Genomic DNA, 24,049 nt, shown 5'->3' with positions numbered 1-24,049 from the left:
CTGATTTTCTGTCGATTCGTGAACTTTTTGTGTCCTCCCCGCAATTTTCATCAAATAAACACAACTTCATACGAAAATATCTCCAGATTGAAACGGAGGTTATTACCTATGGGAAAAAATAAAAAAGAAAAGCCGGAACTTACTTTAGAAAACTTAAACCGTGCCATCCGCACCTATCAGCAACTGGTTTTTCTGCAGAATATGAAGATCCTGCAGTCTGTTGCCAAGCAGGAAAATTTCCTTGATCCGGAAATTATCTGTAATCAGTCCGACTCATCAGTAATCAAAAACGCCTGAGGATTTGTTTTATGCAAAATTCTCAGACGTTTTTCCCTTTATAAAATCTTTTTTAAATCATGCCATCCCGCAGCACATCATGATCCCGCAGCAGCTTCTCAATCACCGTTCCTTTGATCTTACTAAGAAGTGGTTTCTTGATCACATTAAGCGGTCCAAGATTCATCTGCAGCGGAGACTTGCCATCCATCAGCTTTACGCTGCTGTCTAACAGTTCACGCACATCGTAGACACTGCCCCAGACTTCCGGCACACCACGATCCACACCGAGAAGTCCATAAACAGCTTCCATAGCGGTACGCACCGAATACTCGGTTGTAAATACCGTATCTCTCGGTGTCTCGGTGAACTGTCCGAGGAATGCAAAGTTAACACAGCCATCCGGAATGACATCCGGGCGGTCACCCCTGGTTCTTGGCATAAAGAATGCGGTGATATACGGCATCATGGTCGGTACGCAGACGGCACTGTGCTCTGCCAGATCTTCAATCTGATCTTCCGGCACACCCAGATGATACAGCCACTCCTCCGTGATTTCTTTACCGGTACACTCCTTCATTGGCTTCTTGATAAAATCACCCGGTACATCGGTAAACAAACCATATACCCATACGCAGACTTTATCTTTGTCCTGCTCCTTGAACTGTCCCTGACGGTTGATCGTCCAGCTTAACAGCCAGCTGGAATCCTTGCAGCTTACGATACCTCCGGTAACCGTCTTTCCGCTGCGCGGATCACGCTGGCAGATCTTCTCAATATATGGAAGAATCTTGTCATCCAATGTGGTAACGGTTGCCGACTCCCAATTGGTCTTTGTAATATCGGAACAGAATTTTTCCGGATGTCCGAACGCCGGATCCTGTTTTGCAATGTTCTTCCACAGACTCCAGCAGCCACTGGTCCGCACTTCGGCATCACCGTTTGGTGCATGGTTCTGATCGCCGTAAATCGTACCTTCGGTACAGCTTCCGTTTGTGACAAATACCAGATCATTTTCGGTCAGAACGATTCCGGTCTCTACACCTTTTACTTTGCAGTCAATGGCTTTTGCCACTTTCTTTCCATCTTTGATATCAAAAATAACGTTCGTTACTTCGGTATTGAACTGAAACTCCACACCAGCATCCTCAAGATATTTCTTCATCGGAAGAATCAGGGATTCGTACTGATTGTAGCGTGTAAATTTCAGTGCGGAAAAATCCGGCAAACCGGAAATATGGTGGATAAACCGCTGGAAATACAGTTTCATTTCCAGTGCACTGTGCCAGTTTTCAAATGCAAACATGGTGCGCCAATATAGCCAGAAGGTCGAGTCAAAAACTTCCTCATCAAACACATCCTCGATGGTCTTATCATACAGATCTTCATCCTTTGTCATAAACAGCTTCATAATTTCCATGCAGCCCTTCTGACTCAGATTAAATTTGCCATCGGTATGTGCATCCTCACCACGGTTTTCGGTTGCACGGCAAAGTGAATAGTTTGGATCTTCTTTGTTCAGCCAGTAATACTCGTCCAGCACGGATGCCCCTTCGATTTCCAGTGATGGAATGCTGCGGAACAGATCCCACAGACATTCAAAATGATTTTCCATCTCACGGCCACCGCGCATCACATAGCCGCGGGTCGGATCAAAGATACCGTCACAGGCACCACCTGCCACATCCATTGCCTCTAAAATATGAATATGGGAACCTGGCATCTGCCCGTCTCTTACGAGAAAACATGCCGTTGCAAGTGCTGCAAGTCCGCTTCCGACAATGTATGCATTTTTGTCATCGACTCCTTCCGGTTTCTTTGGCCGGGCAAATGCTTCATAGTTTCCGTTGGTGTAATAAATGCCTTTGCTGTTTTTTTCATATTTTCCGCGCTCGGTGTTGCGGTAATCAACCGGTGGTGCTGCCTTTGCAATCTTCTTTACTTTCTGCTGGCTGGTTTTCTGTGCAGCATATACAAGTCCTGCACCGGCTGCTGCAACTGCTGCAATTCCAAGTCCTAATTTCTTATTTTTATTTGACATAGAAAAACTCCTTTCTGATTTCTGGGATACTTCTCATTTAGTGTTTCTTCGTTACAGGTTTCTGATTCATTTCAAAATCAATTCCCATAAAATCATAAAACCTGTAACACGACAGATCATTTGTGGAACAAATACGATATGGTTATCTTACCATCTCTGTGAAAAGATACCATTTACAAAATGCCTGAAATGATAAAATTTTTATCATTTCAGGCATTTTGATTAATTTTTATTTCTGTTTAAAATTCTCAATCGACCGCGCAATATTCCCATCGAGTGCTGTCCCCATCATCATAACGATCTTATGGTAATCCTCCTGCATGCCCTTGTCGATCCAGTCAAGCATAATTCCCACAAATCCATATTTATAAAAATCTGCAATAAAGCGTTTATCTCCGTCTGCAATCGCAATGCCTTTGCATTTTTCTTCCACGACATTTACGATCAGTTCATACGTCAGCTTATACAGATACTGCTCCACTTTTTCGTGGGCAACCGCATGGTATACATTCATAATAAATGGCTTGTTTTCCAATACTGCCTCAAATATCTGCGCAATTCCCTCCAGCCACGTATCGTATGTCTTTTTGCCCTGCAACGCACGCTTTCCGTCCTCCACACATGCCCACTCCACCAGATCATAAATATCCTTAAAGTGATAATAAAACGTCATACGGCTGATGCCACAATGTTCCGTCAGATCATTGATCGTGATCCTGTCAATCGGTTTTGTCCGCAGGAGTTCTTTTAAGGATGCTTCAAGTGCAAGCTTGGTTGTATTTGCCATATCATTTCCTCCATCCGCCCTTCGTTATATTTATTGTAACGCAGCTGTATCACAGGGACAAATAAAGTTTTTCTAAATAGTCTAAAACTTTTAAAGTTCATTTAAGGAAGGCCTTCTATACTTCATGGTATCAAAAGAAAACAGGTGTTGCCGCCCAGTAAATATCAATCATTTACTGATGCGACAGCACCTATTTTCATTTCCAGCGTCACACTATAGTATTCTGTATCGGACGCTCTGCCTTTTATCCCTGCTGCCCTGCTGCCTGCCGGATCATATCCTCGACCACGATGTCATAAATTTCTCCGACCGTATTGCAGTATTCCAGAATTTTCCACGGCTCATTCGTGTGGAAATGAATCTTGACCAAATCCTCATCTCCAGCCGCAATCAGGCTGTTTCCCTCAAAATTTTCCGTGATGTAATCTGCGATCTCATCCTCGTCAAGATCCCTGTCTCTTCTGTCGATCAGTAACTGTGTATCATAACGATACGCAAACTGATCATCCTCTGCATCTATGGAATGTACTCCCATGGTTCTAATCCTCCTGTTATTTCACTGGAACAGCGGTGACAACTTTATGAAGTTCTTCCAGCTGTACCAGCAGCATTTTTCCAACAATGTAATTGTATGATATCTACTTTTTAAAGTCAAATTTAAAAACACATTGTATTAAATACCCAGCTCCAGCGAATCCGCAATATAGTAATCATATTTCTTTTTCCTGCAATACTTCTTAATCCTGCGGATCAGTTTATGGTCTGTCGTGTATTCCAGCAGATAAACATCCATTCCATCCGCTTTGCATGCCTGCAGATACTGGCAGAAATACTCCCGCTCCGTTTTTTTCTGCGTATGGAATGTTTTGGTTGTAAAATCAATCCTGCTCCACACCGACTCCTGGTTTACACCCGTCATAATATCCGCAGCAGAACCATAACGGGACTGATATGCCGTCACATAGATATCTCCTCCATTGACCACTACCGGCTTCCCCATTGCCCGGATTTTCTTTAAAATCACCGTCAGCCCATCAAAAATATCCTTTTTATGGGCATAATCATATACATCACAGTTATCAATAAAAAAGCCATCCACTCCCTTTTTCTTTAATTTTCCGGCTAATGTATCCATAAATTCCTGCCAGTCTTTATCCGCAACATTAACCCATTTTTCCTCTTCCCAGTTTTCATAATCCCCGATTGCCAGATGCTCGTATGTTTTATAATATGGCCGGAAATTTTCGACAGAGCCAATATTAAGATAGCTGTAAACTTTTGTACCGCCAGCATGTAATTTTCTGATATCTTTCTTCGAAAAATACTGTGCATCAATCACAACAATTTCGTAATTTTTTAATTTTGGAACTGCTGTACGGTCTGCATTTAAGAATACTCCATACTCGTATTTTTGTGCCTTCCTTCTATCGGCATTACATGATGCCGAAAGACACAATACTACCGTAACCAGCGACAAAATCCCCAAAAAGAAACAGGCATTTCTTTTTCTCCTGTTTTTACCTGATTTACATTTCATACTTCAAGAGCCTTCAAATCCCACGATTACCGGGATCAGGCATTCCCCATCATAAATTTTCACTGCTGTCCGTAATAAGCATTCGCACCGTGCTTGCGGAAGAAATGCTTATCGCGGATACAATCCGGTGCCGGCTGCACCTTCGGATTGATCAGTTCGGTACGGGTTGCCATCTTTGCAACTTCCTCTAAGACAACGGCATTGTGCACTGCCTCTGCCGCATCCTTGCCCCACGTAAACGGACCATGGTTCGTGCAGAGCACGCCAGGTGTGTAAACCGGGTTGATGCCTCTTGTCTCAAAGGTTTCAATAATGACTTTTCCGGTGTTGGTCTCGTATGCCTCGTCAATCTCTTCCGGTGTGAGGCTACGCGCACATGGAATCGGTCCAAAGAAATAATCCGCATGGGTCGTTCCGTAAAGCGGAATATCCCTTCCTGCCTGTGCCCAGGAAGTAGCCTCCGGAGAATGGGTATGTACGATACCGCCGATATCCGGATACTTTTTGTACAGTTCGAGATGGGTTGGTGTGTCGGATGATGGCTTCAAATCGCCCTCAATTTTATTTCCCTCTAAATCCATAACGACCATATCGTCCGGTGTCAGTTTATCGTAATCCACACCGCTTGGCTTGATGACAAAATAGCCACTCTCGCGGTCAATGCCGCTGACATTGCCCCATGTATAAGTAATCAAGCCTCTGCGCGGCAATTCCATGTTTGCCTCGTAAACCTGTTTTTTTAATTCTTCTAACATGCTTTCTGTCCTTTCTATATCCACAAAATCCGCCGCTGTAAACGACGGATTCTGCCTGTTTCTTATCTGTAACTATTATTTTATAAATGTTCTACTGCTGCACGCTCAATTGCAAGCCCTTCGTTGTAGCGTTTCAGGAACTGATCAAATCCTTCCACATCTGCCGGAACCGGGTTTTCAGTTACACCCTCCTGTCCGCCAAATACACGCTCATTCAGATAATCGGCAAGGCTCTCTCCTTCTTCTTTCTGTGCCATATAGGCAGCCAGAAGTGCGATACCCCATGCGCCGCCCTCTCCGGCTGTCTCCATAACGGAAACCGGTGTGTCGATGGCTGCTGCCATGATGCGCTGTCCGACTACCGGAGTCTTAAACAGACCACCGTGGCCGTACATCTTGTCGATCTGTACGCCTTCCTCTTTGAGCAGGATATCCAGACCATCCTTTAATGCTCCCAGTGCCGTAAACAAATGCACGCGCATGAAATTTGCAAGATTGAATTTTGCATCCGGTGTGCGGGCAAACAGAGGTCTTCCTTCATCAAATGCGGTAATTCCTTCTCCGGAAAAATAGTTGTATGCTAAAAGACCGCCACAATCTGCGTCACCTTCGAGTGCTTTGTTGTATAAAACGGAAAACAGCTCATTCTTGTCAATCTTCATGCCAAAACTGTTGGCAAACTCTTCAAACAGGTTGACCCATGCATTCAGATCGGATGTGCAGTTGTTGCAGTGTGCCATGGCAACCGCCTCTCCGGATGGCGTGGTCACCAGATCGATCTCCGTGTGCACATTCTTCAATGCCTTTTCCAGTACGATCATTGCAAATACGGAAGTACCTGCGGATACGTTTCCAGTGCGGACAGCTACACTGTTGGTCGCTGCCATGCCGGTTCCGGCATCACCTTCCGGCGGACATACCGGAATTCCTGCTTCCAGTTCGCCATCGGTATCGAGAATCCTTGCGCCCTCTGCGGTCAGCGTTCCGGCATTTTCTCCGGCAACAAGAACTTTTGGCAGAATGTCACGGAGTGACCAGTCAAAGCCGTATGGTTCTGCCAGCGCATCAAACTTATCGAGCATTGCTGCATCATAATCTTTTGTATTACTGTCGATTGGAAACATTCCGGATGCATCCCCCACGCCGAGCACCTTTTCCCCAGTCAGTTTCCAGTGGATAAATCCTGCAAGCGTGGTGAAAAATGCAATGTCTTTCACATGCTCCTCTTTGTTTAACATTGCCTGATACAGATGGGCAATGCTCCAACGCTGCGGAATGTTATAGGAAAATTCCTTTGTCAGTGCGGCTGCTGCTTCCTCTGTGATTGTATTACGCCATGTACGGAACGGCACGAGAAGCTCCCCAGCCTTATCAAATGCCAGATATCCGTGCATCATGGCGGAAAATCCAATCGCACTAATCTTTGTCAGCGTCACGCCATACTGCTCTTTTACGTCTTTTTTCAGATCCCGGTAGCAGTCCTGCAGACCACCCCAGATATCGTCCATAGTATAGGTCCAGATTCCATGGTCAAGGCGGTTTTCCCATTCATGACTGCCGGATGCGATTGGTGTATGGTTCGCATCGGTCAGTACCGCCTTGATACGTGTGGAGCCAAATTCAATTCCGAGAAATGTTTTCCCGGACACGATCTCGTCTTTTCTTTCCACTGTTTCTACCTCTCTTTCTGCCATAAACACCTGCCTTTGCATTTTACAAAAGCAGGTGTTACATATCTTTTATCTGTAGAATACCTCTCCAAGCATCAGATCACGCTTGAAATCACGAATCTTGGTATCTTTGTCAATGTATACAGCCTCAATGCCCATGGCTGCTGCCCAGTCACCCATCTGCTCTGCAGTCAGGTCGTAGGTAAATGCGGTGTGGTGTGCGCCGCCAGCAAGAATCCATGCCTCTGCGCCTGTATAAATATCCGGTTCCGGAGTCCAGAAGTTCGTTGCGGTCGGAAGCTTCGGCATTGGTTTTTCTGTCTTCTTGCACTCTACATCGTTGATGATGAGACGGAAACGGTTGCCCAGATCAATCAGAGAAGTTGCAATTCCGTGTCCTTCCTTGGATGTAAATACAAGTCTTGCAGGATCTTCTCTGTCGCCCATGGAAAGAGGCTGGCACTTGATGCTGATTGGACCGTCTGCGATGGACGGGCAGATCTCAAGCATGTGTGCTTCAAGAATTCCTTCTTTTCCTTTTACTAAATTGTAGGTGTAATCCTCGAGCATGGATGTTCCCTTTGCATCCTTCATGCCTGCGGTCATCACTTTCATGAGACGTACCATAGCTGCAACTTTCCAGTCACCTTCTGCGCCAAAGCCATAACCTTTTTCCATCAGTCTCTGGATGGCAAGTCCCGGAAGCTGTTTTAATGCGCCAAGATCGCCGAAGTGGGTAACAATTGCCTGATAATTCTTCTCCTGCAGGAAACGCTCAAATCCAAGTTCAATCTGCGCCTGTACGGCTACATGTTTCTTAAACTCTTCCGGATCTCTTCCCTCGAGTAAAATCTCATATTTGTCGTAGTATTCATCTACAAGTGCGTTTGTATCAGACTGGGATACGGCTGCAACAGACTCTGCGATCTCGTTTACCGGATAAGCATCTACTTCCCAGCCAAACTTGATCTGTGCTTCTACCTTATCGCCCTCGGTAACTGCTACGTTTCTCATGTTGTCTGCGACACGCATGACACGGATGTGGCTGCTCTCTACGATGCCGACCGCGGTGCGCATCCAGCTTGCGATCTTGTCAACGACTACCGGATCACTCCAGTGTCCGACAACGACCTTACGCTCCATACGCATACGGCTTACGATATGACCATACTCTCTGTCTCCGTGTGCCGACTGGTTTTCATTCATGAAATCCATATCAATGGTATCATATGGAAGTTCCTCATTGAACTGTGTATGTAAATGCATCAGAGGTTTGCGATACTCCTGCAGTCCAAGAATCCAGGACTTTGCAGGGGAGAACGTGTGCATCCAGGTGATTACACCGGCACATGTCTCATCGTTGTTAGCCTCGTTGAATGTCTTGCGGATCAGCTCATTGGTAATGAGTGTCGGTTTCCATACGATTTCATATGGCAAAACGCCTGTCTTGTTTAACTCATCTACAATCTGTTTGGAATGCTGGGCTACCTTTGCCAGGCATTCCTCTCCATACAGATCCTGTGATCCCGTGCAAAACCAAAATTTGTAATCCTTATTTAACAGCATACTCGTTCCTCCTTAGAATCAATGCTTTATATCGTTCGTTTTTATACTCTAAGTTTATAACTTGTATGCATGTATTTACAAGTTGTTTTTCATGCAAAAAATCAACAAAATTGTTGTCTTTTTTCGTTTTAATCCGGCACTGTTTTGGTCAGATTGCACAAGCCGTCACCGGTATTCCATGCAGGAATTTCCCTCAATAAGCATTGGCTGGATGAGAACACTCTCCCCTTCCTCTTTTTCTCCGTTCTGAATCATGGAAAGGAGCAGTTCTGCTGCCATGGCGCCAAGCTTTTCCTGCGGATGGTCAATGGTTGTCAGCCGAAGCCCCTGTTGATTCGCCAGCGAAGAATTATCATAACCGGTTACCGAAACATCTTCCGGAATACGCAGTCCTTCCTCCTGCAATGCACGGATGACAAGCTGTGCCGTCTGGTCGTTATAACAAACAACCGCATCCATCCGCCCACGAAGCGTTTTTCCTGCCATTTCACGGATTGCTTCATAGGGATGGATTTTACGGTCCTCCGTGTGAAACCACACTACTTTATCCGGATCATACAAAATTCCCGCCTCCTGCAGTGCACGGACATACCCTTTATGGCGGTTCTGTCCCTGCATGTCATCCGCCTTAAATACTCCCACGATATTTTTGTGCCCGTGATCCGTCAGATACTTTGTGATCATATATCCCCCCTGAAAATCATCCAGCAGCACATGCGGCTTGTCTTTCATCTGAGGGAAACATCCCTGGATAAACACGTATGGAATATGCGATTTTTCCAGTTGTTCGTACAAATTCATATGCCGGCAGAAAATCTGGCTTTTACTCGGTTCAATGATAACCCCGTCAATATCCTTGCTTAAAATTTCCTGCAGGCATTCCGCTTCCCGGGTCCGTGAATTTTTTGTATTTTTTAAGACAATGCTATATCCTGCACCGGTCAGCACATCATCAATTCCCTGTATCACACGGGGAAAAATATAGTCTGACAGATAGGTTGTTACGACAGCAATATTCTTTGACGGATGTGCGTGCCGCATCATTTCCGAACAGAATGTACCGCGCCCATGCTCTGCGTAAATATATCCTTCATTCTGTAAAATCGCCAATGCCTTGCGCACCGTCTGACGGCTGACCTGATACTGTGCGGAAAGCGTATTTTCCGATGGCAGTTTCTGCCCCGGTGCAATCTCCCCGGAGACGATCTGTAAACGCAGCTGTTCCGTCAGTTCCTGATATTTTGGTGTGTTTCCTCCTGTGATACTCTCCATAATGTATATCCCCTCTTAAAAAACAGATACAGCCTGTCCGGGCTTCTCTACTAAAGTTGTACCATGTATGTTTACTTGTACGGTCAGTGTAACACAGGTTTTTTCATATGTCACTAAAAGAATTGCACAAAAATACTGCCCTGCATTTTACATGTAAGGCAGCATTTTTTGAACTATCTATTTTTAATAATGAAGGGTTTTCCCTGCATTGCAGGCAATTGTTTTACTTTATCCAATACGAACCCACAGATTTTTTGTTCCGTTTCGCACCAGAATCTATCGTCACAGACATATGGTTCATCTGAATTATTGATCATAACCAGAACTTTTTCCTCTTTATTCTCCCGCAGGAAAGCATACAATCCTCCATCTTCCATCCAGATGCCACGATATCTGCCATTTTTCAATGCTTCATGCGTCTTCCGGAAGCTGATCCACTCTTTCAAATCCCCGGCAAAGGTGTCCGATGTGTCCCATCGCATCCCCTGGCGATACTGTGTCTCTGTTTTTCCATCCAGATAACATTCATCTCCATAAAAAACCGAAGGAATTCCATATCCCATGATTAGATAAAAACAGGCGAGCCTAAGTTTCCTGCGGTCTCCGCCACAATAACTCAGAAACCGCGGAATGTCATGCGAATCCAGAAAATTCATCTGTATCTCTGACACCTGTTGTGGATACCGGTAAATCATTTTGGTCATCTGTTCGTCAAACTCCCGCGCACACATTGTCCTTTTTGCAAAAAAATCTGTGCATAAATAGGAAAACCGGTAATTCATGGTAGAATCAAATTGATCGCCCAGCAGCCAGCACTGTGCATCCTCCCAGATTTCCCCTATAAGAAGTGCATCTTTTTTAACTGCTCTCACAGCCGCCCGGAAATGCCGCCAGAAGTCATGATTAATCTCATTTGCAACATCCAGCCGCCAGCCATCAATCCCAATCTCCTGTATCCAATACACTCCGACTTTAATCAAATATTGTTCGACTTTTGGATTTCCAGTATTTAGTTTCGGCATTTCTTTTACATAGGCAAAGGCTTCATAATTTGGGGGATCTTTATAGTCAACCGGTGCCTGCATCCCATAAAACCAATCAAGATATTCTGATTTTTCCCCATGGGCAAGAACATCCCGGAAAGCAAAGAAATCCGGTCCGCAATGGTTAAACACTCCATCAAACAAAACACGGATGCCCCGTGCATGGCAATCTTCCACCAGTTCTTTTGCTTCCTTTTTTGTTCCAAGGCATGGGTCTATGGAAAAATAATCTATGGTATCATACTTATGATACGAATTTGCGGCAAACACCGGATTTACATAAATACAATTAATTCCAAGCTGCTGCAGATAATCCAGATTCGCTTTTATCCCACTTAACGTGCCGCCCAGCCGGTTTCCCGAAATCGCTTTTTCCCCATTTTTTATCTCGATTTTCTGTTCATTCGGTTGTTTCTCCATGGTACGGTAACCGGTTGCAAAACTATCCGGGAAAATATGATACATCACCATATCTTTCGCCCATGACGGAATATGAAACATATCCTCTCTTCTTATATAGGGAAACTGGAAAAATTCTGTCCGGTTCTCCGGGATATCCCGGCTGAAATCGCGCTCATAATAATACTGTTCCTGTTTTCCATCCCAGAGCAGGAAATAATAGCACAACCGGCTGTATCTGTCATGAATAACAGTTTCAAAATAATCATACAAATCATCTTTTGCCGCACAAACCATCTCTTTTTCAAATGTTTCTATCTGTGGCTTAGGATCCACACGATCTCCATAAAACACTTTGCAACTTTTTAAATCCCCTTTTGCCGCCCGAAGCCGCAGGACAATTGTTCTTTCATCATATGCATATGCGAACTGCGACAGCGGTACATGTAAAACTGCTTCTTTTTTCATCCTTTTACTGCCCCTCCCGTAATTCCTTCTACATAAAACTTCTGCATGATAATAAACAAAATAGAAATAGGAATTGCCACAATCACACCACCCGCACAAAATACGGAAAAATAATCTCCCACAAGGGTTCTCTGCACCAGATTATATAATCCCATTGCTACCGTCCAGTCTGCCGGATTTTTTGAACGGATCATAAGTTTTGCCATCACAAAATCCATCCACGGATTCAGAAAAGCATTTATCACCGTATAAACAATGATCGGTTTCGACAATGGAATTACGATTTTTACGAGGATGGAAAGTTCCGATGCCCCCTCCAGTTTTGCGGATTCCCTCAGTGAAACCGGAATGGTATCAAAAAAGCCCTTACAAATGAGATATCCAAGTCCGGAACCCGCAGAATAAATAATAATTAACCCTGCCATGCTGTCTGTCAGCCCCAGTAATTTCATTACAAAATAAATGGCTATCATGGAAAGAACTCCCGGAAACATCCCAAGAATAATCGCAATACTCATCAATGGTTTACGTGCCGGAAACCGCATGCAACTCATTGCATACGCTACCATCAGCACAAATAATGTGGAAATTACACAGGTCGCTGCTCCAATAATCAGGGAATTCCGAAACCAGGCCGGAAAATTGGCAACGGTATCCGGCCGGAAAAACAACTGCATGTAATTGTCCAAAGACCATCTTTGCGGGAAAAAATGCATTGTATTAATGCCTTTGTATGAACTAAAAGAAGTTACCAGCAGCCATACAATTGGAATCAGCCATATAAATGCCAACAAAGCCAGCAGCATATGTTTTCCAACTATTTTTAACTGTTTTTTCATTTACTGAAATTCCTCCTCTTTATTCCCTGCAATCATCCTCGTAAATCCAATAAGTGTCAGCACGGCACAGATACAAAATACACAGATGCCGATAACAGATGCCATTTTATAATTGGAATAATCATTTGTCAGCCTGAACAGCCATGTAACCAGCAAATCTACTTCTTTTGCATTGGAATTTGCATAATTCATGTTGGATGTAACGTAATCTGTTGTAAGCAGGTAAATCACATTAAAGTTATTAATGTTGGCAATTAATGCTGTAAGCAGACTCGGGCCTGTCACAAACAACATATATGGCATCGTGATTTTCCAGAAAATCTGCCTCTCATTTGCCCCATCTATCTTCGCGCTTTCCATCTGTTCATGGGGAATATTCATCAGTATTCCCGTCGCACTCAGCATCTGGAACGGTACCCCTACCCAGATATTGATCAGCACAATCATGACATGCGCCCATCCCGGTTTTGTCAAAAACGGAATATAAGAAAGTCCTTTTCCCACAAGTCCGATCTGTCTGAGCAGATCCGTCAGGCCAGTCTTACTGCAGATACTGTTGACAATTCCATAATCCCCAAACATTTTTCCAACCAGAAGCAGGGTAACAAACTGCGGAATTGCAATTGTTATAACAAATAATGTCCGCCACATTTTCTTCCAGCGCACCTGACGGTCATTGATCAGCTTTGCAAGCATAATCCCGCCAAAATACGTTGAAAATGTTGCAAGAAGTGCCCAGAGTAACGTCCAGAACAAAATACGTATAAACGCATACCCAAACGTTACCGTGGCAGAAGATGTAAACAACTGGCGGAAGTTTTTTAGCCCTACCCAGGTAAACAGATAGGTAGGCGGCTGATGATCCATATCATAATTGGTAAATGCAACACATATCATAAAGATAATCGGAATCACATTTACCAGAATTACCCCCAAAACCGGCAGTGCCAGCAGGCTCACATGAAACTTCCGGTTTATCAGTTCCCGGCAGTCTTCCTTCATGGTATTAATATGTTCCCCATGTTCTTTCATCTGCTGCATCCGGAATACGGTTTTAAAATTTGACACGTATAATGCAACAAATGCTGCTATGATCAATATCCCAACCACTCCAAAAAGTAAAATCAGCAAGGAATTATCATAGTGATTTACCGTCTTTTGTAATGTTGTAAGATCCAGTGTTTCCTTTCTCTGCACGGTTCCTAATGTATTTAATTTTCTGATATACTGCCAGGATACCCTCCCTGTAAAGAGAAAAAAGAATACTTCCATCAATGTCATTAAAATTCCTTTTCCCCATCGGTCACAGGCACAATATCCGCTCCCCATCACAAGCAGGGACAGGCGGGTCCAGAGATTTCCCTGTACCCACGCTGTTTTTATTTCATTCCAATATCTTCTCATATGCATTCATTATTCGGATGCCGGCTGAGTAATACCTTCAACCGCTTTATCCAGCACACTCTGTGCATCCTTATAGGTACCTTCCACCAATGTTTCTCCCAGTGCAGCCGCCGGATCCCAGTAATTATTTCCTACCCGCTGCAAATCTGCGTATTTTGCCTGTTCTGTCAATGCCGCAAGTGCAGGTGCCGAAGTAATTTCTTCCGAAGCTGCTGCCTTTATATTTGAAGGTCCTTCTCCGGTTGCGATACCGATGGTTTTCTGGCTCTGTTCATTCGTCAGATACTCTGCCAGAAGCATCGCCCATCCGGTATTTTTAGAATATGCATTCACTCCGACAAACTTATATCCCGCATAAGATCCCATCTGTACCTGATCTCCATTTACCGTAAATGTAGGAAGTTTTGCGGCAGCATATCCATCACCATATGCTTCTTTAAACGCATTGCTTGCCCATGTTCCATTGACATCCGCAATCATCTCCCCATTTAATGCAAAAGCCTGTGCATCTTCATTCACACAATTTACCATCGCCTTGTTTTTACAAATATCCGTGATCGCAGCAGCAACATCTGCACCTTTGTATTTGGTATCCGCAGCATTCCAGTTACAGGTATTAGAGCCATCATCATTCCGATACATTTCAAGCCCTGCTCCCGCAAAAAATCCATACAAATACCATGCCCCGGATACTTCCATGCCGACTGTTTTGCCCTGTTTTTGCGCTGCAGCCAAAAGATTGTCCCAGGAAGCTACATCTTCCGGGGTAAGATAATTGGAATCATAATAAAGAAAATATCCATTGGAAGCGGTAAGAGGATATGCATACATAGTTTCATCCACGGAAGCCGCCTCCACTGCCTCTTTCTCATTTTCTTCTTTGGGATCATATGTAAATGTTGCATCAACACTCTGTAATGCCCCTGCTTTTTCCAGATCATATAACTGATCATCTGCAAATACAAATACGTCTGCCGCTTTTTCTACATCTGCAAGAACTTCATCCTTACAATTAGCTGTAGATACTGCACCGATTGTAATATCAAAATCTACCTGATCATACTGGTTTTTAAAATCTTCAACCAACTGCTTCATCGTTTTCTGGTAACTTTCTGTTTCATCACACCAAAGGTTTAATGTAACGGTTCCTTTTGTGGAAGCTATCAGATTTTTTACTGCATCTTCACTCGTTTTTTCCGTATTTTCACTTTTTTGTGTTTCCACCGTTTCTTCTGCTCCCCCACATCCGGCGAACGTTGTCATCACCATTGCCGCCGCCAGGGCAATTGCCACCATTCTTTTTTTCATGTTTTCTCCCTCCCAGGAAACTGCTTTCCTATATATTGCTATTATTTTGCGGTTTTCCGCTGTGACTGATTTTATTTTATTGATATTTTCCTATATTTTCAACGTTTTATCTTTATTTTCTATTGACTTTGTTAGGAAACCGCTATACTATCTTTTTAGTTTTATACATTTTTAAGGAGGAAAAAATATGGCTATAACAATATCCGATGTTGCAAATGAAGCCGGAGTGTCTAAATCCACAGTTTCAAAAGTTTTAAATCACTGGACGACCATTTCACCAAAAACTGTTGCACGCGTTCAGGCAGCCATTGATAAGCTGCACTATGTTCCCAACGCCCGTGCCGTTTCCTTTGCCAGACAGGCTGCCAAAAATATTGTTTACCTGACGGATCTCGGGCAGGGTACTGCCTATCAGAATCCCCATATGTTTGATATCATGTCCGGTGTCCATCATGAACTCACACGGCACCATTATACCCTTACTCTCGTGGATACCTCAGAAGAATCCTATCCGGGCGAACGTGCCATTCAGGAAATACAGCGCCGTTCTGCCGATGGACTGATTATCCATGGATCAGCGGTCAACGAAGTTCTGGCACAACATATCCTCAAAGACAACGTCCCACATATTATTATCGGCCATCCCAATTTCGAAAGCCGGCTCTGCTGGATAGACACCGATCACGCACTGGCAGGAGAATATGCCGCCGCCCATATGCTTGCATGTAACTATTACGATGTACTGTTTGTAGCGGGCCGGAAAAGTGACATTCTTTCCAGCCAGCGGCTGAAAGGATTTCTAAAAGGCATGTTAAACCAGAAACACCATATTCCAAACAAAAGGATCTGTTATACAAATGCAACCCGTCTCGGAGCCTACGAGACAGTTCTCCCTGTATTGCAGGATCGTGCCTCTCTTCCGCAGGCCATCGTCTGCGAAAACAGCACCCTCGCCCTTGGGGTTTCCCGCGCTATTACCGAATTATCCCTTTCCATTCCAAAAGACATGGGATTTCTTACATTTGATTGTTACCCTTATGCAGGCATCATTGATCCTGCCCCAACGGTCATTGACATCAACGTATATGATATGGGTATCCAGGCCGGAAATATGATGATCCGCAAACTGGAATATCCGGATCTGCTGATTCAGAGTTTTACCACACTCCCTATATTGATTCAGGGAAAAAGCACTGTACCCTGTTAACGAACTGTTTCTATAAAAAAATGCAGCGGACAATTTCTACGTCCACTGCATTTTTATAATAAAATTATTGTGTGCTACAGTCCAAGCACTTTTTTCTTTGCGGCCGCAAACTCTTCATCCGTAAGCGCACCTTCCGCATGAAGCTTTGTCAGCTGCGTCAGTTCTCCGGAAGTGGATTTTGCTTCTTCCGGCTGTTCTAAGTCTTCGGTGTCTTTTACATAGGATGCCTGAAATTCCCCATTGATCTCTGCAATCTCTTTCTCCCCACGGATATAGGCATCATACATATCAAACAGATCCATGCCGCTTCCTCCCACGCAGTCGTCCGGCTCCTGCCAGGAACGAATCAGTGCAATCCTTTCTTCCTTTGTCGTGTCTTTGATCAGATATCCACTCATGATAATATTTTCCTCCCTACCGGCGATATAACTTCGGATTCTTCTTTTTCATTTCCAGACCCTTTTTGTCATCTTCTTATCTATCTGTTTCCAGATTACATATCGTATATTCTACCATATTTGTTCTGTTTTTGATATACCCAATGTACTTTAGCCTGGTCAGCACTCATATTTGTTCATTGAAGCACCTGTTGCAAAAAAGAAAAGCCCTGCGGTATACAAAAACCGCAGGGCTTTTCTTGCTTAGTTTCTTTTAAAAATCGACATCCGTATCGTAGTAGCAGCACTTTAAGAGTTTCTCCATCTCCTCCTGACTTGGCTGTCTTGGATTGGAACCCGTGCATGCGTCAAGAATTGCATTGGCCGCAATCTCCGGAAGTCTCTCTAAGAATACCTCCTCCGGTACAAATCCCTGCTCGGTCGGGTAGCTGTCTGCACCATAGTTTTTAATGCAGTGCGGAATGTTCAGATCATCGTTCATCCTGCGCAGATGTGCGATCAGAAGCTCCACCTTTTCATCCAGTGTGTTTCCGCCAAGTTTCATGAAATCCGCAATCTCACCGTAACGTTTCTTTGCCGTCTCATCCTTTGCATTAAATGCGATAACCTTTGGCAGATACATTGCATTGGCTGCGCCGTGGATGATGTGTGCGCCATAATCCGCAAACGCTGCACCTGTCTTATGTGCCATGGAATGTACAATACCAAGAAGTGCATTGGAAAATGCCATACCAGCCAGACACTGTGCATTGTGCATGGAATCTCTCTTTTCCATATCCCCATTGTAAGACGGGATCAGGTCACTCTGGATCATCTTAATCGCATGCAGTGCAAGTGGATCGGTAAAATCGCAATTTGCGGTAGAAACATATGCCTCAATTGCATGTGTCATTGCATCCATTCCGGTATGCGCTACCAGTTTCTGTGGCATGGTCTCTGCCAGATCCGGATCTACGATTGCAACATCTGGTGTAATCTCAAAATCTGCGATCGGATATTTGATTCCTTTCTCATAGTCAGTAATAATGGAGAAAGCCGTTACCTCTGTTGCAGTTCCGGAAGTTGAAGAAATTGCACAGAAATGTGCCTTGTTGCGCAGTGCCGGAATACCAAATACTTTGCACATATCCTCAAAAGTGATGTCTGGATATTCATACTTAATCCACATCGCTTTTGCCGCATCAATCGGAGAACCACCACCCATGGCTACAATCCAGTCCGGCTCAAACTCCTGCATCACTGCTGCACCTTTCATAACAGTCTCAACAGACGGATCCGGCTCAATGCCCTCGAAAAGTTTTACTTCCATCCCGGCTTCCTTTAAATAATCTTCCGCCTTCTGAAGGAAACCAAACCGTTTCATCGAGCCGCCGCCCACGCAGATGATCGCTTTCTTTCCCTTGAATGTTTTCAGGGCTTCGAGTGCTCCCTTTCCATGGTATAAATCTCTCGGTAATGTAAATCTTGCCATATAAAAAAACCTCCATATACTATGTAAATCATTTCAGCTTTCACGGTTGTTTCCGGTGCTTTCCACAATGAAAATTTCAACGCCCGTCTTCCACTGTTCTGCCTTTATCACTAGACATATTGCACAAAAAATCGACCGTTGTACGCCTGCAACTATGCATTTATTCTACCATTAAAGGGAGAAAATTTCAATTCATATTTTTTACTCTCTGCTTCCATATAATGGGTCATCCTCTCCCACCGGTTCCTCGTCTATATATTTTGCAAACACTTTATAAAAAAAGAATGAACATACATATGCAAGTAAAGCAAATCCCATCAGAAGCAGCAGCACATCCGTAATGATACTGGTATATGCCATATAGCCTGCCGCCAGTACTATCACACTTACAAACAGCGTATATGGGAAAAAATGCGCAACCGCCATGGCGGCTGCATTTTTTATCTGCACACGCAAAGGATTTTCCAGTTTTGCAATCACCGGAAACAGCCATAAGAACACAATAAAAACCAAATAGCCTACGCATACACTCACCACTGTCATAAATACGGATATGAAAGCAGGTCCCACATTGCGCCAGAAAAACAAATCAATAAAAAGCAGGCACACAAAAAGTAAGCCTATCATTCCCGCCACAAAAGACTGTTTAAAATTCTGCTTAAACGATCGGAAAAAAGTCTGTATAACATACCCATCTCCATAGCGTACCGATCGCAATGAAACAGCATACAATGCTGTAATTGCCGGTCCGATCGTCACAACCGGAATACAGCACAGCAGAAAAATCAGATTCAGTAAAATCAAATCTGCCATCTTATTTAAAAAAGCAATCACCGGATTTTCTTTTGGCATACGCTGCCCCCCTTTACCATGTATAAATGTCTGTTCGTTATAATACTACAAAAGCAGTCCGCATCGCGCAAGCGATTTTTATGCGAACTGCTTTCTTATATTTTGTTGAGGATTAAAAAAGACAAATTTTATAATTTGTTACTTATTTGATACCGCTGATTGCAATGGACTCAATGATCATTCTCTGGAAAATAAAGAACAATGCCATTGTCGGAATCATTGCAATTACGGATGCTGCCATGATCAAAGCATAATCACTCTGAATTGCATAATAGGAATTGAAGGAACGGATAACCACCTGCAATGTCCAGTTCTTTTCGCTTCTCAAGAAAATAGTAGGTGCAAGATAATCATTCCAGATTCCCATAAACCACAACATCAGCTGCGTTGCCAGAGCCCCCTTCATCAATGGCATAAAAATCTGAAGAAACGTACGGAAATATCCACATCCATCCAATTTTGCTGCTTCCATCAGATCATCCGGAATTCCGATCAGGTTCTGTCGAAGGAAAAAGATAATACTGACATTTCCAAAGCATCCCGGAATAATAAGTGGAAGCAGAGTATTGGTCCAGCCCAGTTTGGTAAACATGACATACTGTGGAATCATGACAACCGCAAACGGAATCATAATGGTTGCCAGCAATGCCAGAAACAATGCATTTTTGCCACGAAATCTCATTTTTGCAAATCCGAATGCGGCGAGGGAGGAGGTAAATCCGCCAATAATCAATACCGGAATTGCAACCTTCAGAGAATTAAATATACCGTTTATGAACTGTCCCTTTTTTAATACTTCAGAATATTTTCCTATCAGAATCGGATCCGGAAGAATTGTTAATGTACCGGACAAAATCTGATTTTTTGTCATGAATGATGTCGCAATCATGTAAATTAACGGGAAAACCATTACAACTGCACCAAGAAGAAGTAATACAAAGATAATCCAGTTAAAAATTTTCTCTTTTTTTGATACAAGCCGGGAGCTTGCCAAATCTTTTTTTGAACTCATATGACTCCCTCCTAGTCCATGGTCTTCACCCATCTATCCTGACCCGCGAAATTAAGAGCCGTGATAATGAAGATGATGATTGCAAGAATAACTGCCAGTGCACATCCGTAGCCTAACTGTCCGTTTGAAAATGCTTTATCATACAAATAATAAACAACGGTTGCTGCACTATAGTTTGTTCCACCTTTATTCGTCATAACCTGTACTTCCACGAACACCTGGAAACCGCCAATCAGGCTGGTAATTAAAATATAAAACGTAACCGGCGAGACCAGTGGAACGGTAATATGACGAAATTTCTGCCATCCATTTGCTCCATCAATGGAAGCAGCTTCATAGTAGTTACGCGGAATGTTTTGCAATCCGGCAAGATAAAGAATAATAGAAGTTCCCAATCCTTTCCATACCATGAAGATGATTAAAGCTACTTTTACCCAGAACTCATCTCCCAGCCAGTTTGGACCATGATGTCCGGTCAAAAGTTTGATGATTGAATTAAATAATCCATAATCGTAATTATAAACCCATGCCCACAAAATAGACACGGCAACCAGTGAAGATACTACTGGTACATAATACATTGTCCGAAGCAGCCGGATTCCCGGAATCTTACGGTTCATTCCCATTGCCAGAAGCAGTCCAAGGATCATTCCGATTGGAATACCGATCAAATAAATAATGGTTGTAAGCAGAGATTTCCAGAATTTTTCATCATGAAAAATATTGATGTAATTCTGCAATCCACAGAAATTATCCACCAGAGAATTCATTCCCGTCCACTTGCTCATACTTGCAAACACTGCAAAGCAGATCGGATAAGCCATAAAAAGTAAAAATCCAAGGAAAGGCAGGGCGATGAACAGCCACGCAGTTCTTTCTTCTTTCTTCGCCATTGCCGACATCTTATGTTTCGGTTGTTTTGTTTTTCCGCTCATATGCCCACTCTTTTCCTGCGGACTGCCCCATGACAGGGGCAATCCGTTTTAATCTTAATTATTAGTTGCTGCGTTCTGTAATTCGATCGCGTTGTCCAGTGCTTCCTGCATCTTTGGCGCTACCTGTTTACAATAATCATCTACGGAAACTTCTCCGGTCAGAACATTCGGCATTCCTTCCAGGAAAGTATCCCACCATTCACTGTTGTAAGTGTAGGTTGTTTCCGTAAAGATTCCTTTATATTTGTCACTTCCCTCAATATATCCGAAAATAACATCTACATTGCTTGCATATGGAATTGTTCCATCATTTACTTTGTCTTTAAATGTTGTCTGTGCATAATCCATAATGTTTGGAATCTGTAAAGACTTACCGGATGTCTCGCCGCAAAGTTCTTTCTGTCCGTCCAGATCTGTTGATAAGGACTGTATTAACTCTGCACATAAATCCGGGTTCTTTGCCTGTGAAGAAACTGCGAAACCAACGGTTCCGAGCCATGCTGTGGACTTTCCGTCTCCGTTTGGTCCTACCGGCCATCCACATAAATCCCAATTGTATGGGAATGTTGCATCATCCATAAATGCTGCGACATCCCATGTACCGCATGCATAAAAAGCAACCTGTCCGTCCAGCCATCTCTGGTATCCGCCAAGCGCAGTATCCTGTTCTACCGTTGGCGTTACTTTATACTTTAATGTCAGATCCGTATAATACTGGAAAGCATCCTTAAAATTCTGATTTTCATCAATGACTACCTTTGTCTGATCATCATTTAAGAACTGACCACCATTGCCGTATACATAAGGAGTAAAACCAAATGCATTTGCATTTGCAACACCCCACTGATCAATTTCGCCATCACCGTCTTTATCCTTTGTCAGTTTCTGGCACACATCTGCAAATTCTTCCCATGTGTATGGATTTTCCGGATCCGGATACTCCAGTCCTGCTTCATCAAAAAGATCTTTGTTGTAGGCAAATGCAAAGCAGGATAAATCTTTTGGCAGGCAGTATAACGATCCTGAACCAATATTAGATCCATCATACATATATGCGCTCTTGATCGCCGGCCACAGATTGTCAACCGCAGTAGCATCTACGAGATCATCCAACGGCTGTACATATCCGTTATCTACATAACTTCTGACTGCTTCCGGTCCCACATAGAAAATGTCCGGAAGTTCTCCCGCTGTCATGGCAGCTGTCATCTTCGTTGCGTATTCATCCTGTGTTGTTACCTCAAAGTTTACTGTAGAAATCTCATCTGCATGCTCTTTTGTAAATTTATCAATTAGTTCCTGATAAACGGCTTTTTCGTGATCCTGTGCATAAATAAGAATATTGATCTCATTATCACCGGTTCCTTTCATCTCTGCAACGGAGCTTGCAGAGCCTTCTGTGTCTGATCCCCCATCACTCTTTTCAACTCCGCATCCTGCTACCATTGTTGCGAGCATTGCTGTACAAAGCAATGTTGATATGATTTTTTTCTTCATAGTTTCCTCTCCTTTTTAACCACCTTGATCATAATGAAATAAAATATAAGCTCCCCTGTTCGTTATTCTGACCATCTGATTCCGACGCGCCTTTAAAAATCATTCGGCAGATTAACTAATATTTTAAAATTTGTCAGGTCTTATTGGTTACATTATATAATTGCCCAATAAGTATGTCAACATGTTTTTTAGATTTTCCTAAAATATTTTATTTAATTGTTGTTATTTAGTGTTTTATAAATTATTTTCGTTTTTATTCTTTTTCTTTCACTCATGCGTTGACGCATTCCGGAAATGATACTATAATTTATAAAACAGAAATGAAACAACAAATAAAAAGGGGGTAATTTATGCTTCACATCACTTCACTGGATGATGGACTGGACATTTTTAAAGCACTTGGCTCCGATGTTCGGATTGAAATTATAAAACTGTTGATTGAAAACAAAGAAATGAACATGAACGAACTGGCAGCAAAACTGAACATTACGAACGGTGCTCTGACGGGACATATAAAAAAACTGGAGGCATGTGGAATTGTCAATACGTCCAATGATTCCAGCGGGCACGGAAACCAGAAAATCTGTACTCTGCATCTGGATAAAATTCTCATTGATCTGGACGCACCGGAAGAAGCGCAGAATGTTTACAATGCAGAACTTCAGGTCGGACATTACTGCAATTATGAAGTCTATCCGACCTGTGGGCTGGCTACCGCTTCCCATCTGATCGGTGAAGTGGATGATACGCGCTACTTTGCACATCCTGATCGCTACAATGCAGATATTCTCTGGTTTTCCAAAGGATTTGTGGAATATGAAATTCCAAACTTTATTCCAGGTTCCCAGAAAATCACGCAGATTTTAATCTCTGCCGAGCTCAGTTCCGAAGCCCCGGGAATCAATAACGTCTGGCCATCCGATATCAGTTTTTATTTAAATGATGTCTGCATCGGCACCTGGACATCCCCGGGAGATTTCGGAGATGTCCGCGGTATTTTCACTCCAGACTGGTGGTTTCCGAACTGGAACCAGTATGGATTGTTAAAAATGCTTGTGATCAATAAAAAGGGAACTTTCATTGACGGATTGCAGATTTCAGATGTCACCATCCGGGACTTTAATCTGGACTATCGCAGCAGCATGAAGCTGCGCATGGCAGTCAATGACAATGCAGAGCACGTTGGAGGACTCACGATTTTCGGTAAATCTTTCGGTAATTATGGACAGGATATTAAAGTCAGCATTAATTACGCACCAATTGAAGAATAATTTTATTAAAAAAGGCCTTTGCATGTTATTTCTCCATGCAA

At 43.2% G+C, this 24,049-nt stretch carries 21 protein-coding genes; 3 read left to right on the top strand and 18 right to left on the bottom strand.

The window, feature by feature from the left end:
• The first annotated feature begins 108 nt into the window (after nucleotides 1-108).
• Nucleotides 109-297, top strand: a complete 189-nt coding sequence (locus tag DXD06_RS05870; protein ID WP_117830999.1) for a hypothetical protein — start codon at nucleotides 109-111, stop codon at nucleotides 295-297.
• Between the two features lie 52 nt (nucleotides 298-349).
• Here the strand turns inward: DXD06_RS05870 and DXD06_RS05865 are convergent, their stop codons facing one another.
• From DXD06_RS05865 to DXD06_RS05810, 12 genes are all read right to left on the bottom strand, one after another.
• On the bottom strand, nucleotides 350-2,317 hold the full coding sequence (locus tag DXD06_RS05865; RefSeq protein WP_117830998.1) for an oleate hydratase: 1,968 nt from the start codon (nucleotides 2,315-2,317) through the stop codon (nucleotides 350-352).
• A 229-nt stretch (nucleotides 2,318-2,546) separates the two neighbouring features.
• Nucleotides 2,547-3,104 carry a TetR/AcrR family transcriptional regulator gene (locus tag DXD06_RS05860; RefSeq protein ID WP_022046775.1) on the bottom strand — a complete coding sequence of 186 codons (558 nt, stop codon included), beginning with the start codon at nucleotides 3,102-3,104 and terminating at the stop codon, nucleotides 2,547-2,549.
• A 244-nt stretch (nucleotides 3,105-3,348) separates the two neighbouring features.
• The gene (locus DXD06_RS05855) at nucleotides 3,349-3,639 is read right to left on the bottom strand and encodes a hypothetical protein (protein WP_055066803.1); all 291 of its coding nucleotides are present in this window, start codon (nucleotides 3,637-3,639) and stop codon (nucleotides 3,349-3,351) included.
• Nucleotides 3,640-3,777: 138 nt separating this feature from the next.
• Nucleotides 3,778-4,641 (bottom strand): endo alpha-1,4 polygalactosaminidase, encoded by an 864-nt coding sequence (locus tag DXD06_RS05850; protein WP_117830997.1) that lies wholly within the window; start codon nucleotides 4,639-4,641, stop codon nucleotides 3,778-3,780.
• A 59-nt stretch (nucleotides 4,642-4,700) separates the two neighbouring features.
• Entirely contained in the window at nucleotides 4,701-5,396 is a 696-nt protein-coding gene (locus DXD06_RS05845) for an L-ribulose-5-phosphate 4-epimerase (RefSeq protein ID WP_117830996.1), read from the bottom strand.
• Between the two features lie 80 nt (nucleotides 5,397-5,476).
• A complete protein-coding gene (locus tag DXD06_RS05840) occupies nucleotides 5,477-7,090 on the bottom strand; it encodes a xylulokinase (protein WP_117830995.1) in 1,614 nt (537 codons plus the stop codon).
• 45 nt (nucleotides 7,091-7,135) lie between these two features.
• The gene (araA, locus tag DXD06_RS05835; RefSeq protein ID WP_117830994.1) at nucleotides 7,136-8,632 is read right to left on the bottom strand and encodes an L-arabinose isomerase; all 1,497 of its coding nucleotides are present in this window, start codon (nucleotides 8,630-8,632) and stop codon (nucleotides 7,136-7,138) included.
• 165 nt (nucleotides 8,633-8,797) lie between these two features.
• Entirely contained in the window at nucleotides 8,798-9,904 is a 1,107-nt protein-coding gene (locus DXD06_RS05830) for a GntR family transcriptional regulator (protein ID WP_117830993.1), read from the bottom strand.
• A 173-nt stretch (nucleotides 9,905-10,077) separates the two neighbouring features.
• Complete coding sequence (locus DXD06_RS05825; RefSeq protein ID WP_117830992.1) at nucleotides 10,078-11,814, bottom strand: glycoside hydrolase family 13 protein; 1,737 nt, start codon at nucleotides 11,812-11,814, stop codon at nucleotides 10,078-10,080.
• Entirely contained in the window at nucleotides 11,811-12,653 is an 843-nt protein-coding gene (locus DXD06_RS05820; protein WP_117830991.1) for a sugar ABC transporter permease, read from the bottom strand. Before DXD06_RS05820 ends, DXD06_RS05825 begins: the two co-directional genes overlap by 4 nt.
• Nucleotides 12,654-14,057 (bottom strand): carbohydrate ABC transporter permease, encoded by a 1,404-nt coding sequence (locus DXD06_RS05815; protein ID WP_117831079.1) that lies wholly within the window; start codon nucleotides 14,055-14,057, stop codon nucleotides 12,654-12,656.
• Between the two features lie 9 nt (nucleotides 14,058-14,066).
• Nucleotides 14,067-15,365, bottom strand: a complete 1,299-nt coding sequence (locus DXD06_RS05810) for an extracellular solute-binding protein (protein ID WP_117830990.1) — start codon at nucleotides 15,363-15,365, stop codon at nucleotides 14,067-14,069.
• 187 nt (nucleotides 15,366-15,552) lie between these two features.
• On the opposite strand from DXD06_RS05810, the gene DXD06_RS05805 reads away from it, so the two are divergent.
• Entirely contained in the window at nucleotides 15,553-16,572 is a 1,020-nt protein-coding gene (locus tag DXD06_RS05805) for a LacI family DNA-binding transcriptional regulator (RefSeq protein ID WP_117830989.1), read from the top strand.
• 74 nt (nucleotides 16,573-16,646) lie between these two features.
• On the opposite strand, the gene DXD06_RS17040 is transcribed toward DXD06_RS05805, so the two are convergent.
• The 6 genes from DXD06_RS17040 to DXD06_RS05775 all read right to left on the bottom strand — a co-directional run bounded on the left by DXD06_RS17040 (nucleotide 16,647) and on the right by DXD06_RS05775 (nucleotide 22,737).
• Nucleotides 16,647-16,970 (bottom strand): SHOCT domain-containing protein, encoded by a 324-nt coding sequence (locus DXD06_RS17040; protein ID WP_022046768.1) that lies wholly within the window; start codon nucleotides 16,968-16,970, stop codon nucleotides 16,647-16,649.
• 253 nt (nucleotides 16,971-17,223) lie between these two features.
• Nucleotides 17,224-18,441: an iron-containing alcohol dehydrogenase gene (locus tag DXD06_RS05795; RefSeq protein ID WP_117830988.1), complete on the bottom strand. Its 1,218-nt coding sequence runs from the start codon at nucleotides 18,439-18,441 to the stop codon at nucleotides 17,224-17,226.
• A 201-nt stretch (nucleotides 18,442-18,642) separates the two neighbouring features.
• Entirely contained in the window at nucleotides 18,643-19,293 is a 651-nt protein-coding gene (locus DXD06_RS05790) for a YesL family protein (RefSeq protein ID WP_117830987.1), read from the bottom strand.
• Between the two features lie 142 nt (nucleotides 19,294-19,435).
• Nucleotides 19,436-20,305: a carbohydrate ABC transporter permease gene (locus DXD06_RS05785; RefSeq protein WP_022046765.1), complete on the bottom strand. Its 870-nt coding sequence runs from the start codon at nucleotides 20,303-20,305 to the stop codon at nucleotides 19,436-19,438.
• An 11-nt stretch (nucleotides 20,306-20,316) separates the two neighbouring features.
• Entirely contained in the window at nucleotides 20,317-21,240 is a 924-nt protein-coding gene (locus DXD06_RS05780) for a carbohydrate ABC transporter permease (protein WP_022046764.1), read from the bottom strand.
• Between the two features lie 54 nt (nucleotides 21,241-21,294).
• A complete protein-coding gene (locus tag DXD06_RS05775) occupies nucleotides 21,295-22,737 on the bottom strand; it encodes an ABC transporter substrate-binding protein (RefSeq protein ID WP_055260866.1) in 1,443 nt (480 codons plus the stop codon).
• Nucleotides 22,738-23,087: 350 nt separating this feature from the next.
• Here DXD06_RS05775 and DXD06_RS05770 point away from each other — a divergent pair, with 350 nt between their 5' ends.
• Nucleotides 23,088-24,008, top strand: coding sequence for an ArsR/SmtB family transcription factor (locus tag DXD06_RS05770; protein ID WP_022046762.1), 921 nt, complete (start codon nucleotides 23,088-23,090; stop codon nucleotides 24,006-24,008).
• The last annotated feature ends 41 nt before the right edge of the window (nucleotides 24,009-24,049 follow it).

Origin of the sequence: Roseburia sp. TF10-5 (genome assembly GCF_003462365.1) — a bacterium.
GTDB lineage: Bacteria > Bacillota > Clostridia > Lachnospirales > Lachnospiraceae > Roseburia > Roseburia faecis.
This window is presented reverse-complemented; position numbering and strand designations above follow the sequence as displayed.